The following is a 16,300-nucleotide window of genomic DNA, read 5'->3' as shown; positions in this document are numbered from 1 at the left end:
CGGTGCGCCGACACCCAGTCAGTCGTACGGGCCGCCGACACCCAGTCGGTCGTACGGGCTTCAGGCCACCGGCCTTCGTCGCGCCGCCAGTCGGTCGTACGCGCGTCAAGCCACCGACCCGATCCGCCCCACCGAGGCCGACGCCGACGCCGACACCGAATCCCCGTCATGGTGGATCGGCGTATGCGCCCCGGTCAGCGCCACCCCGCTCCCCCCACGCCGGTCGGCCACGATCTCCGAGGCGATGGACAGGGCCGTCTCCTCGGGCGTACGGGCCCCCAGGTCCAGCCCGATCGGGGACCGGAGCCGCGCCAACTCCAGCTCGCTCACGCCCACTTCACGCAGGCGCTCGTTCCGGTCGACGTGGGTCCGCCGTGACCCCATCGCCCCCACGTACGCGACCGGGAGCCGCAGCGCGAGCTGGAGGAGCGGGACGTCGAACTTGGCGTCGTGGGTGAGTACGCACAGCACTGTCCGGGAGTCCACTTCCGTACGGGCCAGGTACCTGTGCGGCCATTCGACGACGATCTCGTCGGCGTCGGGGAAGCGGGCGGCTGTCGCGAAGACCGGGCGGGCGTCGCACACCGTCACGCGGTACCCGAGAAACCTGCCGATGCGCACCAGCGCCGACGCGAAGTCGATCGCACCGAAGACGATCATGCGGGGCGGGGGGACCGACGACTCCACCAGTACCGTGAGCGGTGCTCCACAACGAGAGCCGTGCTCTCCGATCTCCAGCGTGCCGGTGCGGCCCGCGTCCAGGAAGGCGACCGCGTCGCCCACCACGGTCCGGTCCAGCTCGGGATGGGCGCCGAAGCCCCCCTCGTACGAACCGTCGGGGCGGACGACAACAGCGCGTCCGAGCAGCTCAGCCGGCCCGCTCACGATCCGCGCGACCGCCGCCGCCTCCCCGCCCGCCGCGGCGGCCAGCGCCGTCGCGAGCACCGGCCGGGCGCGATCGCCGGAGCGGACCGGCGTCACGAGGATGTCGATGATGCCGCCGCAGGTCAGCCCCACCGCGAACGCGTCGTCGTCGCTGTAGCCGAAGCGTTCGAGGACCGACTGCCCGTCCTCCAGCGCCTGCTGGCACAGTTCGTAGACCGCGCCCTCCACGCAGCCGCCGGAGACCGAGCCGATCGCCGTGCCGTCGGAGTCGACGGCCAGTGCGGCTCCCGGTCGGCGGGGCGCGCTGCCGCCGACGGCCACCACGGTGGCCACGGCGAAGTCGCGTCCCTGCTCGACCCACCGGTGCAGTTCTTCGGCGATGTCCAGCATCTCTCGGTCTCCTTGACAGCGGTTGCGCGGAGGGATCCAGAAAGGCGTGCGTATCAGTGCACGCCCATCCAGGTCTCGATCGGGTTGAGGGCGAAGAAGACGACGAAGATCACCGTCAGGCCCCACATGAACGCCCCGATCTCCCGGGCCTTGCCCTGGGCGATCTTGATGGCTGCATAGCTGATGACTCCGGCCGCGACACCCGCGGTGATGGAGTACGTGAACGGCATGATCACGACGGTCAGGAAGACCGGGATCGCGGTGGCGCGGTCGGCCCAGTCCACATGCCGGGCGTTCATCATCATCATGGCGCCGATGACGACAAGGGCCGCGGCGGCGACCTCGCCGGGGACGATCGCGGTGAGCGGCGTGAAGAACAGACACGCAGCGAAGAACAGACCGGTGATCACAGAGGACAGGCCCGTACGGGCACCCTCCCCGACGCCCGTCGCCGACTCGACGAAGACCGTCTGGCCCGAGGCGCCGGCGACCCCGCCGACCGCTCCGCCCGCGCCGTCGATGAACAGCGCCTTGGACAGGCCCGGCATCCGGCCCTGCGCGTCGGCCAGCTTGGCCTCCGTGCCGACGCCGATGATCGTGGCCATCGCGTCGAAGAACCCGGCGAGCACCAGCGTGAACACGATCATGCCGACCGTCATCGCGCCGACCTCGCCCCAGCCGCCGAACTCGACATCGCCGAAGAGCGAGAAGTCCGGCATCGAGACGGCGCTTCCGTGCAGTTCGGGGGCGCCGCTCGCCCACTGCTTGGGGTCGATGACATCGAGGGCGTTCAGGACGACGGCCATGGCCGTGCCCGCAACGATGCCGATCAGGATCGCGCCGGGGATGGCGCGGGCCTGCAGCATGAAGATCAGGAGCAGTGTCGCGGCGAAGAGCAGCACCGGCCAGCCGGCGAGTTCGCCGTTCGGGCCGAGGGACACCGGGGTCGCCTCGCCCTGGTGGACGAAGCCCGCCTTCACCAGGCCGATCAGGGCGACGAACAGGCCGATGCCCATGGTGATCGCGTGCTTCAGCGCAAGCGGGATGGCGTTCATGATCATCTCGCGCAGCCCGGTGACGACCAGGAGCATGATGACGACGCCGTACATCACGCACATGCCCATGGCCTGCGGCCAGGTCATCTGTGGGGCGACCTGCGAGGCGAGCACGCCGGAGACGGAGAGTCCGGCGGCGAGGGCGAGCGGCACCTTGCCGAAGAAGCCCATGAGGAGCGTGCTGAAGGCCGCCGCGAACGCGGTCGCGGTGATCAGCGCCTGCTGGCCGAGGGTGTTCCCGGCGACGTCCTTGCCGGACAGGATCAGCGGGTTGAGCAGCAGGATGTACGCCATCGCCATGAAGGTGGTGGTGCCGCCGCGCACCTCACGCGCGACGGAGCTTCCCCGCTGGGATATGTGGAAGTACCGGTCGAGCCAGGACCGTCCGGCCGGGACGCGGCTACCCGCGCCCGCGTCTTCCGCGACGGTCTTCGGCTCCAGTGACTGCTGGGTCATGTGGGCCTGCTCCCAAGGTTCAAAGGGACACCCGCGCAAGCCGCCCTGACGGCCGCTCAACCACGTGGGTGGCTGCGGGATTTGGGAAGGTGCTTCGGCCGCACGACCCGGGGGACGGCCCGAGACGAACGCTCGACTGCAAGGTGATGGTGCGTCAAGTTCCGCGAGCGGTGCGGTACTCGAGTACTCCGGGCGGCGCGGCGAAGTGTGACGCTCCCTGCGCCGCCCGGAGAGTGCTAGGCGGTGCCGGTGAGGTGTTCGGGCCGCACCGGCGTCCGGTTGAGCTCCAGACCCGTCGCGTTCCGGATCGCCGCGAGGACGGCCGGGGTGGACGAGAGGGTCGGTGCCTCGCCGATGCCACGGAGCCCGTACGGGGCGTGCTCGTCGGCGAGTTCGAGCACGTCGACCGGGATGGTCGGGGTGTCGAGGATGGTGGGGATCAGGTAGTCCGTGAAGGAGGGGTTGCGCACCTTCGCGGTGACCGGGTCGACGATGATCTCCTCCATGACCGCCACGCCCAGGCCCTGGACGGTGCCGCCCTGGATCTGGCCGATGACGGACAGCGGGTTGAGCGCCTTGCCGACGTCCTGGGCGCAGGCCAGCTCGATGACCTTGACCAGGCCGAGTTCGGTGTCCACCTCGACGACGGCGCGGTGCGCGGCGAAGGTGTACTGGACATGGCCGAAGCCCTGTCCGGTGCGCAGGTCGAAGGCCTCCGTCGGACGGTGCCGCCACTCGGCCTGGATCTCGACGGCCTCGTCCTCCAGTACGTCGATCAGGTCGGCGAGGACCTCACCGCCGTCGGTGACGACCTTGCCGCCCTCCAGGAGCAGTTCGGCGGTGGCCCAGGCCGGGTGGTAGGTACCGAACTTGCGGCGGCCGATCTCCAGGACCTTCTCGCGGACGAGCTCGCAGGAGTTCTTGACGGCGCCACCGGTGACGTACGTCTGGCGCGACGCGGACGTCGAACCGGCGCTGCCCACCTGTGTGTCGGCCGGGGCGATGGTCACCTGCGTGACACCCAGCTCGGTGCGGGCGATCTGCGCGTGGACGGTGACACCGCCCTGGCCGACCTCCGCCATCGCGGTGTGCACGGTCGCGACGGGCTCGCCGCCGACAACCTCCATACGCACCTTGGCCGTCGAGTAGTCGTCGAAGCCCTCGGAGAAGCCGACGTTCTTGATGCCGACCGCGTATCCGACGCCGCGTACGACGCCTTCGCCGTGCGTGGTGTTGGAGAGGCCGCCCGGCAACTGACGTACGTCGGCGGCCTCGCCGGCCGCGAGCCACTGCTGCTCCGGCGGCATCGGCATCGCCTTGACGCGGCGCAGGAGTTCGGCGACCGGCGCCGGGGAGTCGACCGGCTGCCCGGTCGGCATGACCGTCCCCTGCTCCATCGCGTTGAGCTGTCGGAACGCGACCCGGTCCATGCCCACCTTGTCGGCGAGCTTGTCCATCTGGGCCTCGTACGCGAAGCACGCCTGCACCGCGCCGAAGCCGCGCATGGCGCCGCAGGGCGGGTTGTTGGTGTAGAGCGCGATGGCCTCGATGTCGACGTTCTCGATGACGTACGGGCCCGCGCCCAGCGAGGCGGCGTTGCCGACGACGGCCGGGGAGGCGGAGGCGTACGCGCCGCCGTCCAGGACGATCCGGGCCTTCAGGTGCGTGAGCTTGCCGTCCTTGGTCGCCCCGTGCTCGTAGTGGAGCTTGGCGGGGTGGCGGTGCACGTGCCCGAAGAAGGACTCGAAGCGGTTGTAGACGATCTTGACCGGTTTGCCGGTGCGCAGGGCCAGCAGACAGGCGTGGATCTGCATCGACAGGTCCTCGCGGCCGCCGAACGCGCCGCCGACGCCGGAGAGCGTCATCCGGACCTTGTCCTCGGGCAGGCCGAGAACCGGGGCGATCTGCTTGAGGTCGGAGTGCAGCCACTGGGTGGCGATGTAGAGGTCGACGCCGCCGTCCTCGGCGGGTACGGCGAGGCCGGACTCGGGGCCGAGGAAGGCCTGGTCCTGCATGCCGAAGGTGTACTCGCCCTCGACGATGAAGTCGGCGCGCTCCCGGGCCGCTTCGACATCTCCGCGGAGGATCGGCTGGCGGTGCACGATGTTCGGGTGCGGCACATGGCCGATGTGGTGGTCGTCGCGGCCCTCGTGGACGAGGATCGCGTCCGGCGCGGTCGCGGACGCCTCATCCGTGATCACCGGCAGTTCGCGGTACTCGACCTTGATCTTGGCGGCGGCGCGGCGCGCGGTCTCCGGGTGGTCGGCGGCGACGATCGCGACCGGTTCGCCGTGGTGGCGGACCTTGCCGTGGGCGAGGACGGGGGTGTCCTGGATCTCCAGGCCGTAGTTCTTCACGGCGGTGGGCAGGTCGTCGTACGTCAGGACGGCGTAGACGCCGGCCTGGGCGAGCGCCTCGGAGGTGTCGATCGACACGATCTCGGCGTGCGCGACCGGGGAGCGCAGGATCTGGCCCCAGAGCATGTCCTCGTGCCACATGTCGGACGAGTACGCGAACTCGCCGGTGACCTTGAGGGTGCCGTCCGGGCGCAGCGTGGACTCACCGATTCCGCCCTTGGTCTTGGAGCCCTGGGTGATGTTGGTGGGTGTGCCGGTCGTTCCCATGATCAGACCGCCTCGGACTGCCGGGCGGCCGCAAGACGGACCGCGTCCATGATCTTCTCGTAGCCCGTGCAGCGGCACAGGTTGCCCGAGAGCGCCTCGCGGATGTCCGCGTCGGTCGGGGTCGGATTGTGCTCCAGCATCTCGTCGGCCGCGACCAGCAGACCGGGGGTGCAGAAGCCGCACTGGACGGCGCCGGCGTCGATGAACGCCTGCTGGATGGGGGCGAGTTCGCCGCCCTCGCCGGTGTGCGAGTCCTGAGGCTTGGAATTCCACTGCTGGGCGTCCTGAAGCGAGGTACCCGAAGTACCGCAGGCACCGCCGGTCCCGCAGGAGCGCTGCTTCGCGTACTCCGCGAGCCCCTCCACCGTGACGACCTCGCGCCCCTCGACCTGCCCGGCCGCGACGAGACAGGAACACACCGGCACGCCGTCGAGGCGGACCGTGCACGAGCCGCATTCGCCCTGTTCGCAGGCGTTCTTGGAACCCGGCAGGCCCATCCGCTCGCGCAGCACGTACAGCAGGGACTCGCCCTCCCACACGTCGTCGGCTTCCTGCTGACGGCCGTTGACCGTGAAATTGACGCGCATTACGCGACTCCCTCCGTGCCGGCGGCGGAGCCGCGGTACGACTCCCAGGTCCAGGTGAGCGTGCGGCGGGCCATGATGCCGACCGCGTGGCGGCGGTAGCTCGCGGTACCGCGGACGTCGTCGATCGGGTTGCAGGCGGCGGAGCACAGGTCCGCGAACTGCTTGGCGACCGACGGCGTGATGATCCGGCCGTTGTCCCAGAAGCCGCCCTCTTCGAGCGCCGCGTTCAGGAACTCCTCGGCGGCCTTGGCGCGGACGGGCGTCGGCGCGGCGGAGCCGATGCCGGTGCGGACCGTGCGCGAGGACGGGTGCAGGGCGAGACCGAAGGCGCAGACCGCGATGACCATGGCGTTGCGGGTGCCGACCTTGGAGTACTGCTGCGGGCCGTCGGCCTTCTTGATGTGTACGGCCCTGATGAGCTCGTCGGGAGCGAGCGCGTTGCGCTTCACCCCGGTGTAGAAGGCGTCGATCGGGATCAGGCGTGTGCCGCGGACGGACTCGGCCTCGACCTCGGCGCCCGCCGCGAGCAGCGCGGGGTGGGCGTCGCCTGCCGGGGAGGCGGTGCCGAGGTTGCCGCCGACGCCGCCGCGGTTGCGGATCTGCGGGGAGGCCACCGTGTGGGAGGCGAGGGCCAGACCGGGCAGCTCGCCGCGCAGCTGCTCCATGATCTTGGTGTAGGGCACGGAGGCGCCAAGGCGCACGCTCTCCTCGCCGACCTCCCAGTCGCTCAGCTCGCCGATGCGGTTCAGATCGAGGAGGTACTCGGGCCTGCGGTGGTCGAAGTTGATCTCGACCATCACATCGGTGCCACCCGCAATCGGCACAGCGGTGGGGTGCTCAGCCTTGGCGGCGAGCGCCTCCTCCCAGCTGGCGGGGCGAAGGAAGTCCATGAGTGGCTCTCTTCATTCGTATCGTGGTGGTTCTGATCAAGCCAGATCGGGTGCGGCGGGCCCGGCTCGTTCATGAGTTGTTTACGCGGAGTGGGGCCAGTACACAGCGCCGTCCTCCATGAGGGTCAGTCACTGAAACCATGAAGGAGTTGGCTGGCCAGGGTGCGCATCTTGTAGATTCGTATGAACGGAGGTCATCGGTAACCTCTCTGTTTTTCCCTGGAAACAGTGAGCACAGCTCTCGAAAGCCCAGGACACAGGCTCAGGCGGGTGGTGGATCCTCCCGCGGGGTCGTCACCCAGGAGCTTTCCCGCGGGGTCCTCACCCCAGCGCCATACAGATCCATCGTAGATTTCGAGACAAAGATCGGCGGCGACGAGAATGCGGCTGCGCGCACTGCTGGACACCGACGCGCTGGGCCTGCGGCTGCTCGGCGGCGAGGACGAGCTGGACCGCACCGTCCGGGGTGTGATGACGACGGACCTCAAGGATCCCAGCCGTTATCTCTCGGGTGGCGAGCTGGTCCTCACCGGTCTCGCCTGGCGGCACGACGCCGCCGACTCCGAGCCCTTCGCACGCATCCTCGCGGGCGCCGGGGTCGCGGGCCTCGCCGCGGGCGAGGCGGAGCTCGGCGACGTCCCGGACGACCTGATCCAGGCCTGCGCACGGCACCGGCTGCCGCTGTTCGGGGTGAACGAGTCGGTGGCCTTCGCGACGATCACCGAGCATGTCGTACGGCAGGTGTCGGGCGAGCGTGCCGGGGATCTGGCGGCCGTGGTGGACCGGCACAGACGGATGATGACGTCAGGGCCCGCGGGCGGCGGACCCGATGTCGTCCTGGACCTGCTCGGCACCGACCTGGATCTGCGGGCCTGGGTGCTCTCCCCCACCGGCCGGGCCGTCGCGGGCTCGAAGCTCGCGGGGGCCGCGCTGCCGCCGGACGTCTGCGCAAAGCTGGCCGCCGAGCATCTGGCGGCGTCCCGCACCGGGCGCCGGGGGCCGCACCGGGTCACCGTCGGCACGACGACGTACTCGCTCTTCCCTGTCCCCTCCTCGGGCCGCTCCACGGGCGCGTCCCGGGATGTGCGCGAGACGGTGCTCTCCGACTGGCTCCTCGCGGTCGAGGCGGACGCCGGGGACTGGCCCGAGGAGCGGCTCGATCTCCTCCAGGGCGTCACCCAGCTGATCTCGGTGGAGCGGGAACGGCGGGACACGGCCCGTACGGTGCGGCGGCGGCTCGCGCAGGAGGTCCTGGAGCTGGTGCAGACGGGTGCCGCGCCTGCCGAGATCGCGGCGCGCCTGCGGGTGGCCGCTCCGGTGCTGCTGCCCGGGCTCGGCGCGGCCCCGCACTGGCAGGTGGTCGTGGCCCGCGTCGAGTGGGACGGCGCGGACATCGAGGGCGGACCGGTCGCCCAGTCGCTCCTTGAGGAGATCCTCGTCAATCCGCTGTCCTCCGGCGCCGAGCACTCCGACCGCATCGCCGTCGCCCACACGGGCGAGGAGGCCATCGCCCTGCTCGCGCTTCCCGGGGTGTCCTCGGAGCACGACGGCTCGGAGTCCGGGCTGCTCGCCGAGACACTTCTTGGGGCCGTACGGGACCCGCTGACGGCCGGCCTGGACGACGACGGGCGGCTCACGCTCGGCGTCAGCGCCGCCGTGCACTCGGCGGAGGGGCTGCGCGGCGCGCTGGAGGAGGCCAGGCACGCGCGCCGGGTCGCCGCGGCGCGTCCCGGGCGGGTGTGCGCGGCCGGGCATCACGAGCTGGCCTCGCACGTGCTGCTGCTGCCCTTCGTGCCGGACGACGTGCGCCGGGCGTTCACGGCCCGGCTGCTCGATCCGCTGCGGGACTACGACCGTCGCCATCGCGCCGAGCTGATTCCCACCCTGGAGGCGTTCCTCGACTGCGACGGCTCCTGGACGCGCTGCGCCACCCGTCTCCACCTGCATGTCAACACGCTGCGCTATCGCGTGGGGCGTATCGAGCAGTTGACGAGTCGTGATCTTTCACGCCTGGAGGACAAGCTGGACTTCTTCCTGGCACTGCGAATGAGCTGATTTCTGACTCCTCGGATGCGCCGAGTGACAGCCATGACTTTGTGAAATCCTTCACCTACCCCCTTGGCCGGGCCCCGGGATCCGTGCTGAGATGCCACCACTCAACAGCTCAATGGTGTGCTCGGGGAGGGCAACGTGGCGCATTCCGCCATGTCTGGTTCCGGAACGACCGCAGGTGACGATCCACTCCAGACCGCGGTATGGCGGCTGCGCTCGCGCGCCTGCTGGGCCGACGCGGCGGCGCTGCTCGATCCGGGCACCGCGGCACCGGCGCTCCAGAGAGCGTCGCTTCTCGTCGAGGGGTGCCTGTACACCGAACAGGGCTGGGCCGAGGCGGAGGACGCGCTGCGGACGGCGGAGGCGGTGGCCCGGAGCGACGACGAGCGGGGCGCGGCGGCGTGTGAGCGCGGGCAGCTCGCGTACGCCGCCACACTGCTCGGCGTACGGGACCGGGCTGACGAGGCGCGGGCCGCGCTGAGCCGGGCCGCCGCGCTGATCACGCCCGGGGCGCCGGGGCGGGCGCTCCTGGACTTCCGGCGCGGTCTGCTCGCCCAGAACCTCGCGCACTCACCGGAGTCGGCCCGCGCCGCCTACCGGCGCGCCCACGCCGGCGCCACCGCGCAGGGCGACACGCTGCTGCTCTCCTTCACCTGGCGTCACCTCGCCGGACTCGCCCTGCAGGAGGGCGAGTTGGCGGAGGCCCGGCACGGCTTCGCCGAATCCCTGCGTATCCGCGAGGAGTTGGGCTTCCTCGTCGGTACGGTCCCCGCCCTCGCCTCACTCGCGGACGCCGAGACCGAGCCGGAGGCGTCCCGGCTACGGGCCGAGGCGGGACGGCTGTTCCGACTCCTGGGCGGCGTACCGACCTGGCTGGCCCAGCAGTTGGATCCGCCGACGGCGACGGCGACGGCCTAGCTGCTGCTAGCCGCTCTGGACGTCCGTCCACAGGTTCTGGACGAACGTCCAGGCCTCGGTGCGCAGTTCGGGGTTCTGGACGAGGAGGACGACGACGCCCACGAGGAGGGCCGGCTTCAGCAGCCCCCCGAGGCCCGAGCCGGAGCCGGAGCCGCCGCGGGCTCGGCGGCGGCGCTGGGCGTCCATGTCCTCGTTCATCCGCTGGAATCGCCGTGACTGGTCGAACTGCTGCTGCGCCTGCCGGCCCGGATCGGGATACATCGCCGGTCGCCCCCGAGGTCAGGTGTGGTCGTTCCTGTGCGGGGGAGCACGCCACCAGCCGGCTATCGGGTTGCTCCTGTACGGGACCTGTCGCGCGGAACCCACACGTCCGTGACACGGGCGCCCCGAAGGGGACATACCGGCAATGTGCGCGAGGTCACGCGCCCGCGAAGTGCTCCCGTACGAGCGACTGCACGACCGGCAGGTCCTGGGCGACGAGCGCCTCCAGGAGGGCGGTGTGTTCGGCGGCGTCGGCGACGAGGTCGGCACGTCCGCGGGTGGCGGGGCCGCCGACCAGGGGCCACTGGGCCCGGCGGTGCAGGTCGTCGGCGATCCGCACGAGCTGGCTGTTGCCGGCGAGAGCGAGGACCGCCCGGTGGAAGACACGGTCGGACTCGGCGTAGGTCGCGCGGCAGCCCAGGGAGGCGGCCAGGACCGTCGCGTCGGCGAGCGGGCGCAGCTCGGCCCAGCGCGCGGCGGGCACCGTGCGGGCCAGCCGCAGCATCACCGGGACCTCGATCAGGGCGCGGATCTCGGCGAGCTCGGCCAGCTCGCCTGTGCCGCGCTCGACGACCCGGAACCCACGGTTGGGTACGACCTCGACGGCGCCTTCGAGCGCAAGCTGCTGCATCGCCTCCCGTACGGGCGTCGCGGACACCCCGAAACGCTCACCGAGCACGGGCGCCGAGTACACCTCCCCGGGCGCGAGTTCGCCCGCGACGAGCGCGGAGCGCAGGGCGTCGAGGATCTGCCCGCGTACGGAGGCACGCTGTACGACGGGACGCGTGCACTCGGCGCGGGGGCGCGGGACGGGCGCCTCGCTGTGCGTGTGCTCGCCACGGACCTCGGCGGCACCGCCGACGGGGGCCTCGGCGGCTTCGGAAGCGGCTGCCGGGCCGGGGGCTCCTGGGACGACGACCACTCCGGAGGCGGCGAGGGCGGCGGCAGCCCGCTCCCGGTCCACGTCCGCGGCCTGCGGCTGCGCGGGCACTCGCCGGGCTCCGGTACGCGGGTCCGGGATCCCTACTCCGGTGGAGCCGTACGCGCTGCGCGGGCCGGCCTGCTCCACGGGAACCTCCTCCGGGCTTGTCGGACCTTGGGGGTCAATGCGGTGGTTGTTACTCGTCCGTAAAGCACCATAGGCCCAGTCGCCGCCAGTTCAAACCTCGACCACGAGAGGTAAGGTAAGGCTTACCTGTCAGCGATCGCGAAATGGTGGTCTCCGCATGCGCGCTCCCGCCCCGACCGCAGGCACTTCCGCCCTGGCGGGCGCACGTCCGGCCCGTTCGATCCTCGCGGAGGCGTACGCCCGGCTGACCGAGGTCTTCCCCGGCCTGACCGTCACGGAACTCGGGCCCGGAGAAGTGGCTCCCCGGGGCGCGGGCTGGGTCGCGGTCGAAGGGCTCGCGGAGGGCGGCGCCGACCTCGACGGGTTCCTGGCGTGGGACGAGGCGCAGGTGATCCAGGACTACGGGCAGCGGGCGCGCCCCGACGTGGTGGCCGGCTTCGGGTTCCACCGGTACGCCTGGCCGGCCTGCCTGCTGATCACCCTGCCGTGGTTCCTGGAGCGCCGCGTGCCCCGCTTCCCTGTGGAGCACGTCACATTCCAGCGCACCCTCGGCCGCATGACGGTGCGGACCGGCGAGTTCGCCTGCCTGCCCGACGACCCCGCGGCAGACCTGCCAGGCGCCCGCGTCGTACCTGACGAGGAGGCTCTACGGGCCGAAGTGCGGGCCGCGGTGGCCGAGCACCTGGAGCCGGTGCTCGGCGGCTTCGGACCGCGCATGCGGCGGCGCGGCCGTGCCCTGTGGGGCATGGCGACCGACGAGATCGTCGAGGGCCTCTGGTACGTCGCCGGCCTCCTGGGCGAGGAGCGGCGCGCGAGGAACGAGCTGGAGCTGCTGCTGCCGGGAGCCACCCGGCCCTACGCCGGTTCCGCCGCGTTCCGTGAACTGACCGGCCCGAACGGGGAGTCGCTGCCCACGCGCGACCGGGTGAGCTGCTGCCTCTTCTACACACTGCGCCCCGAGGACACCTGCGCCACCTGTCCGCGCACCTGCGACTCGGACCGTGTCGCCAAGTTGACCGGTGCCGCCGCCGGTTGAGGCACCATCGAGAACAAGCCACCGCCACGCATGCTCTAAGATCAACTCCCGCGGCACTGCCCATGGGTGCGCCCCGCGGATTGCGGGCGTTTCACAATTTCCCCACGCGCCGCAGGCACTTTCCGTTGAACCACCCGTACGGGTAGTGTTAATCGCACTCAACTCCCGTCCCTCGCGCGGCAGTTCGAGCAGAATGTCGCCCTGCGCATCCCCTTGCACTCCGTTGGCGGCCTCTTGCCCCGAAAACCCCTGAGGGCCGATGGGATTGGGCCACTATGACGGGCGTTACGCCCTATCCCAATGCAAGGGACCCCAGATGAGACTGACCGACATATCGCTGAACTGGCTGCTTCCGGGCGCCGTTCTGCTCCTGGGCCTGCTGGCGGCGGTGGCGGTGCTCGCGCGCGGCAAGCGGTCCGGGGAGAAAGCGGCGGGCACGGAAGACTCGTGGGAGCGCAGCGAGGAGCGCCGCAGGCGCAAGGAAGCCCTCTACGGCACCGCCTCCTACCTCCTGCTCTTCATCTGCGCCGCGGTCGCGGCCGCGCTCTCCTTCAAGGGACTGGTCGGCTTCGGCGAGGAGAACCTCGGCCTCTCCGGCGGCTGGGAGTACCTGGTCCCGTTCGGCCTGGACGGCGCGGCCATGTTCTGCTCCGTGCTCGCGGTGCGCGAGGCCAGCCACGGTGACGCGGCGCTCGGCTCCCGGATACTCGTATGGACGTTCGCCGGTGCCGCCGCCTGGTTCAACTGGATGCACGCCCCCCGGGGCCTCTCCCACGAGGGCGCCCCGCAGTTCTTCGCCGGCATGTCCCTGTCGGCCGCGGTGCTGTTCGACCGCGCGCTGAAGCAGACCCGCCGTGCCGCGCTCCGTGAGGCGGGCCTGGTCCCGCGTCCGCTGCCGCAGATCCGGATCGTCCGCTGGCTGCGCGCGCCCCGCGAGACGTACAGCGCCTGGTCGCTGATGCTGCTCGAGAACGTGCGCACCCTCGACGAGGCCGTGGACGAGGTGCGTGAGGACAAGCGTCAGAAGGAGCAGACCCGACTGCGCCGCCGCAATGAGGAGCGCGTCGAGCGGGCGCACCTCAAAGCGCTCAGCCGTGGTCACAAGGGCCTGCCCGGCCGCGGCCCCGGTGGTGGCGGTGGCGGTGGCGGACGGGAGCTTGAGACTGCGACCCTGGAGCGGACCTCCGCCCAGGCCTCCGCGGAGCCTGCCATATCGGCGGCCGCGGAGCAGCTTCCCGTCCGCTCACGGCCCTCGCTCCAGCCCGTCCGCAAGAGCAGCGCTGAACCGTTCACCGTCGATCTCACCGCGGAGGACGACACCATGGCCCTGCCGCGCCTCGACTCCCTGGAGCGCAAGCTCAAGGATCTCGAGCAGCAGTTCGGCTAGGACGACTGGAACCAACGGCCGTTCGGTCAGGGCCGCGAACACAGGAACGGCGGCGCGGTAGCTCTACACCGCGCCGCCGTCCAGTTCGAACCACACCGCCTTGCCCACGCCATGGGTCCGCACCCCCCACGCGTCGGCGAGGGACTGGACGAGGACGAGACCCCTGCCGTGCGTACCGTCGTCGGCGTTCGGTACCCGCAGCGTCGGTCTGCGTCCTACGAAGTCCCTTACCTCCACCCGGAGTCCACGGGGCCCGACGGTGGCCGTCAGGACCGCGTCGTGGTCGGTGTGGATGAGTGCGTTGGTGACGAGTTCGCTGGTCAGCAGTTCGGCGACTTCCGATCTTCCCGGCCTCCCCCAGTGCCGTAACAGTTCCCGCAGCGCCTTGCGGACTTCGGGCACCGCCCGCAGGTCCGCGCTGCCCAGCCTGCGTCTGAGCTGTGCTCCGGACGGCCGGTCCATCGCGCTGTCGGCCGTTTCCTCCGCCGCTTTCCCGGAGGAGGGCCCGATGGCCATCGGACCACCTCCTCGTGCCTGACTCTTCATGACCCCCGCCTGCGCGCCGATTGTCGGTTTCCCTTCCGCTCGAACACGTTCACGGGATCCATGCCCCGTCAGCAACGCGGCAGTCATGTCGAATGGTCAACAACCCTTCACACGGGGGCGCATGGGGGACGCTGCTGGTGGAAGGAGGCTCTGGTGGAGGCGGTTGCGTCTGCCGTTCGGGGCGGCGCCCGGCCAGAGGAGTCCCACCCGCCTGCCGACCGACCTCCATGGGGACGCGTCGACCACGGCCGATCGGGCCAACTGTGTATGCCCCGCTGCCGATCCGGCCGTATACAGTCCGTCGGCGGCTCGGGCCGAGGCGGCTCGGGGGCCGCCACGGGGAGAGCCAACGCGCCTAAGGACGCGGCATGTTCCGAAGGTTGGAGCGCGCCATCTGCACCATCCGCCCCACTCCCCCGTCCAGCACGACCTTCGACGCCGAGAGGGCAAAGCCCGTCACCATCTCCGCGCTGATCTTCGGCGGGATGGACAGGGCGTTGGGGTCGGTGACGACGTCGACGAGGGCGGGGCCCTTGTGCCTGAAGGCGTCCTTGAGGGCGCCGGCGAGATCCTTGGGCTTCTCGACGCGCACACCGTGGGCACCGCAGGCGCGGGCCACGGCCGCGAAGTCGGGGTTCTTGTTCGTGGTGCCGAACGAGGGCATGCCGGCGACCAGCATCTCCAACTCGACCATGCCCAGAGAGGAGTTGTTGAAGAGGACGATCTTCACTGGCAGGTCGTACTGGACGAGTGTGAGGAAGTCACCCATCAGCATGGAGAATCCGCCGTCGCCGGACATCGACACGACCTGCCGCTTCCGGTCGGTGAACTGGGCCCCGATGGCCATCGGCAGCGCGTTCGCCATCGAACCGTGCGAGAACGAACCGATCACACGGCGGCGGCCGTTGGGCGTGATGTAGCGGGCCGCCCAGACATTGCACATCCCTGTGTCGACAGTGAACACCGCATCCTCGTCAGCGAGTTCGTCGACCAGGGAGGCGACGTACTCGGGGTGGATGGGGACATGCTTCTCCACCTTCCGCGTATACGCCTTGATGACTCCTTCGAGCGCGTCGGCGTGCTTCTTCAGCATCTTGTCGAGGAAGCGCCGGTTCTCCTTGGGCTTCACCCGCGGGGTGAGACAGCGCAGGGTCTCCTTCACATCGCCCCACACGGCCAGTTCCAGCTTGGAGCGGCGACCCAGTCGCTCGGGGCGGACGTCGACCTGGGCGATCTTGACGTCGTCGGGGAGGAAGGCGTTGTACGGGAAGTCGGTGCCGAGCAGGATGAGGAGATCGCACTCGTGGGTCGCCTCATAGGCGGCGCCGTACCCGAGCAGACCGCTCATGCCGACGTCGTACGGGTTGTCGTACTGAATCCATTCCTTGCCCCGCAGCGCGTGCCCGACCGGGGACTTGATCTTCTCGGCGAACTCCATGACCTCGGCATGCGCGCCTGCCGTGCCGCTGCCGCAGAAGAGGGTGACCTTGTCGGCCTCGTCGATCATCGCGACGAGCTTGTCGATCTCGGCGTCGCCCGGGCGGACGCTGGGCCGGGACGTGACGAGGGCGGTTTCCAGGGTCTTGTCGGGGGCGGGCTCGGAGGCGATGTCGCCGGGGAGCGAGACGACGCTGACGCCGGACTGGCCCACCGCGTGCTGGATCGCGGTCTGGAGCAGCCTCGGCATCTGCTTCGGGTTGGAGATCATCTCGTTGTAGTGACTGCACTCGTTGAACAGCCGCTCGGGGTGGGTCTCCTGGAAGTAGCCGAGGCCGATCTCGCTGGAGGGGATGTGCGAGGCGAGGGCGAGTACCGGGGCCATGGAGCGGTGGGCGTCGTACAGGCCGTTGATCAGGTGCAGGTTTCCGGGGCCGCAGGAGCCGGCGCAGGCGGCGAGCCTGCCGGTGACCTGGGCCTCGGCGCCCGCGGCGAAGGCGGCGGTCTCCTCGTGCCGGACATGGATCCAGTCGATGGCGGAGTTGCGCCGGATCGCGTCCACGACCGGGTTGAGGCTGTCGCCGACCACCCCGTACAGCCGCTTCACTCCCGCGCGGACGAGGATGTCGACGAACTGTTCGGCGACGTTCTGCTTGGCCATGACTTCACGTGCCCTTCGGTATCCGGAGATCCCACTGGGTTCCATG

The 16,300-nt window shown here is 70.6% G+C and carries 13 protein-coding genes; 4 read left to right on the top strand and 9 right to left on the bottom strand.

Annotation, left to right across the window (positions count from 1 at the left end):
• Nucleotides 1-105: 105 nt before the first annotated feature.
• The 5 genes from ACFYPC_RS03840 to ACFYPC_RS03820 all read right to left on the bottom strand — a co-directional run bounded on the left by ACFYPC_RS03840 (nucleotide 106) and on the right by ACFYPC_RS03820 (nucleotide 6,887).
• Nucleotides 106-1,275 (bottom strand): XdhC family protein, encoded by a 1,170-nt coding sequence (locus tag ACFYPC_RS03840; RefSeq protein ID WP_388670255.1) that lies wholly within the window; start codon nucleotides 1,273-1,275, stop codon nucleotides 106-108.
• 53 nt (nucleotides 1,276-1,328) lie between these two features.
• Entirely contained in the window at nucleotides 1,329-2,786 is a 1,458-nt protein-coding gene (locus tag ACFYPC_RS03835; protein ID WP_388670252.1) for an NCS2 family permease, read from the bottom strand.
• 236 nt (nucleotides 2,787-3,022) lie between these two features.
• The gene (locus ACFYPC_RS03830; RefSeq protein WP_388670249.1) at nucleotides 3,023-5,410 is read right to left on the bottom strand and encodes a xanthine dehydrogenase family protein molybdopterin-binding subunit; all 2,388 of its coding nucleotides are present in this window, start codon (nucleotides 5,408-5,410) and stop codon (nucleotides 3,023-3,025) included.
• A gap of 2 nt (nucleotides 5,411-5,412) precedes the next feature.
• Nucleotides 5,413-5,997 carry a (2Fe-2S)-binding protein gene (locus ACFYPC_RS03825; RefSeq protein ID WP_388670246.1) on the bottom strand — a complete coding sequence of 195 codons (585 nt, stop codon included), beginning with the start codon at nucleotides 5,995-5,997 and terminating at the stop codon, nucleotides 5,413-5,415.
• Nucleotides 5,997-6,887 carry an FAD binding domain-containing protein gene (locus tag ACFYPC_RS03820; protein ID WP_388670243.1) on the bottom strand — a complete coding sequence of 297 codons (891 nt, stop codon included), beginning with the start codon at nucleotides 6,885-6,887 and terminating at the stop codon, nucleotides 5,997-5,999. Before ACFYPC_RS03820 ends, ACFYPC_RS03825 begins: the two co-directional genes overlap by 1 nt.
• 381 nt (nucleotides 6,888-7,268) lie before the next feature.
• Between ACFYPC_RS03820 and ACFYPC_RS03815 the strand changes: the two genes are divergently transcribed.
• Both ACFYPC_RS03815 and ACFYPC_RS03810 read left to right on the top strand, forming a co-directional pair.
• Complete coding sequence (locus ACFYPC_RS03815) at nucleotides 7,269-8,942, top strand: PucR family transcriptional regulator (RefSeq protein WP_388670240.1); 1,674 nt, start codon at nucleotides 7,269-7,271, stop codon at nucleotides 8,940-8,942.
• Between the two features lie 135 nt (nucleotides 8,943-9,077).
• On the top strand, nucleotides 9,078-9,857 hold the full coding sequence (locus ACFYPC_RS03810; RefSeq protein WP_388670237.1) for a hypothetical protein: 780 nt from the start codon (nucleotides 9,078-9,080) through the stop codon (nucleotides 9,855-9,857).
• A gap of 6 nt (nucleotides 9,858-9,863) precedes the next feature.
• Here the strand turns inward: ACFYPC_RS03810 and ACFYPC_RS03805 are convergent, their stop codons facing one another.
• Nucleotides 9,864-10,118, bottom strand: coding sequence for a hypothetical protein (locus tag ACFYPC_RS03805; RefSeq protein ID WP_388670234.1), 255 nt, complete (start codon nucleotides 10,116-10,118; stop codon nucleotides 9,864-9,866).
• 157 nt (nucleotides 10,119-10,275) lie between these two features.
• Nucleotides 10,276-11,187 (bottom strand): GntR family transcriptional regulator, encoded by a 912-nt coding sequence (locus ACFYPC_RS03800; RefSeq protein WP_388670231.1) that lies wholly within the window; start codon nucleotides 11,185-11,187, stop codon nucleotides 10,276-10,278.
• 157 nt (nucleotides 11,188-11,344) lie between these two features.
• Between ACFYPC_RS03800 and ACFYPC_RS03795 the strand changes: the two genes are divergently transcribed.
• Both ACFYPC_RS03795 and ACFYPC_RS03790 read left to right on the top strand, forming a co-directional pair.
• Complete coding sequence (locus ACFYPC_RS03795) at nucleotides 11,345-12,223, top strand: (2Fe-2S)-binding protein (protein WP_388670228.1); 879 nt, start codon at nucleotides 11,345-11,347, stop codon at nucleotides 12,221-12,223.
• 316 nt (nucleotides 12,224-12,539) lie between these two features.
• Nucleotides 12,540-13,610, top strand: coding sequence for a DUF2637 domain-containing protein (locus ACFYPC_RS03790; RefSeq protein ID WP_388670225.1), 1,071 nt, complete (start codon nucleotides 12,540-12,542; stop codon nucleotides 13,608-13,610).
• A gap of 63 nt (nucleotides 13,611-13,673) precedes the next feature.
• On the opposite strand, the gene ACFYPC_RS03785 is transcribed toward ACFYPC_RS03790, so the two are convergent.
• Complete coding sequence (locus ACFYPC_RS03785) at nucleotides 13,674-14,126, bottom strand: ATP-binding protein (RefSeq protein WP_388670222.1); 453 nt, start codon at nucleotides 14,124-14,126, stop codon at nucleotides 13,674-13,676.
• 385 nt (nucleotides 14,127-14,511) lie between these two features.
• On the bottom strand, nucleotides 14,512-16,254 hold the full coding sequence (locus ACFYPC_RS03780; RefSeq protein WP_388670219.1) for a pyruvate dehydrogenase: 1,743 nt from the start codon (nucleotides 16,252-16,254) through the stop codon (nucleotides 14,512-14,514).
• Between the last annotated feature and the right edge of the window lie 46 nt (nucleotides 16,255-16,300).

The organism is Streptomyces sp. NPDC005808, from assembly GCF_042871385.1.
Lineage (GTDB): Bacteria > Actinomycetota > Actinomycetes > Streptomycetales > Streptomycetaceae > Streptomyces.
Note: the sequence above shows the minus strand (reverse complement) of the source record. Positions and strands in the feature narration are given on the sequence as shown.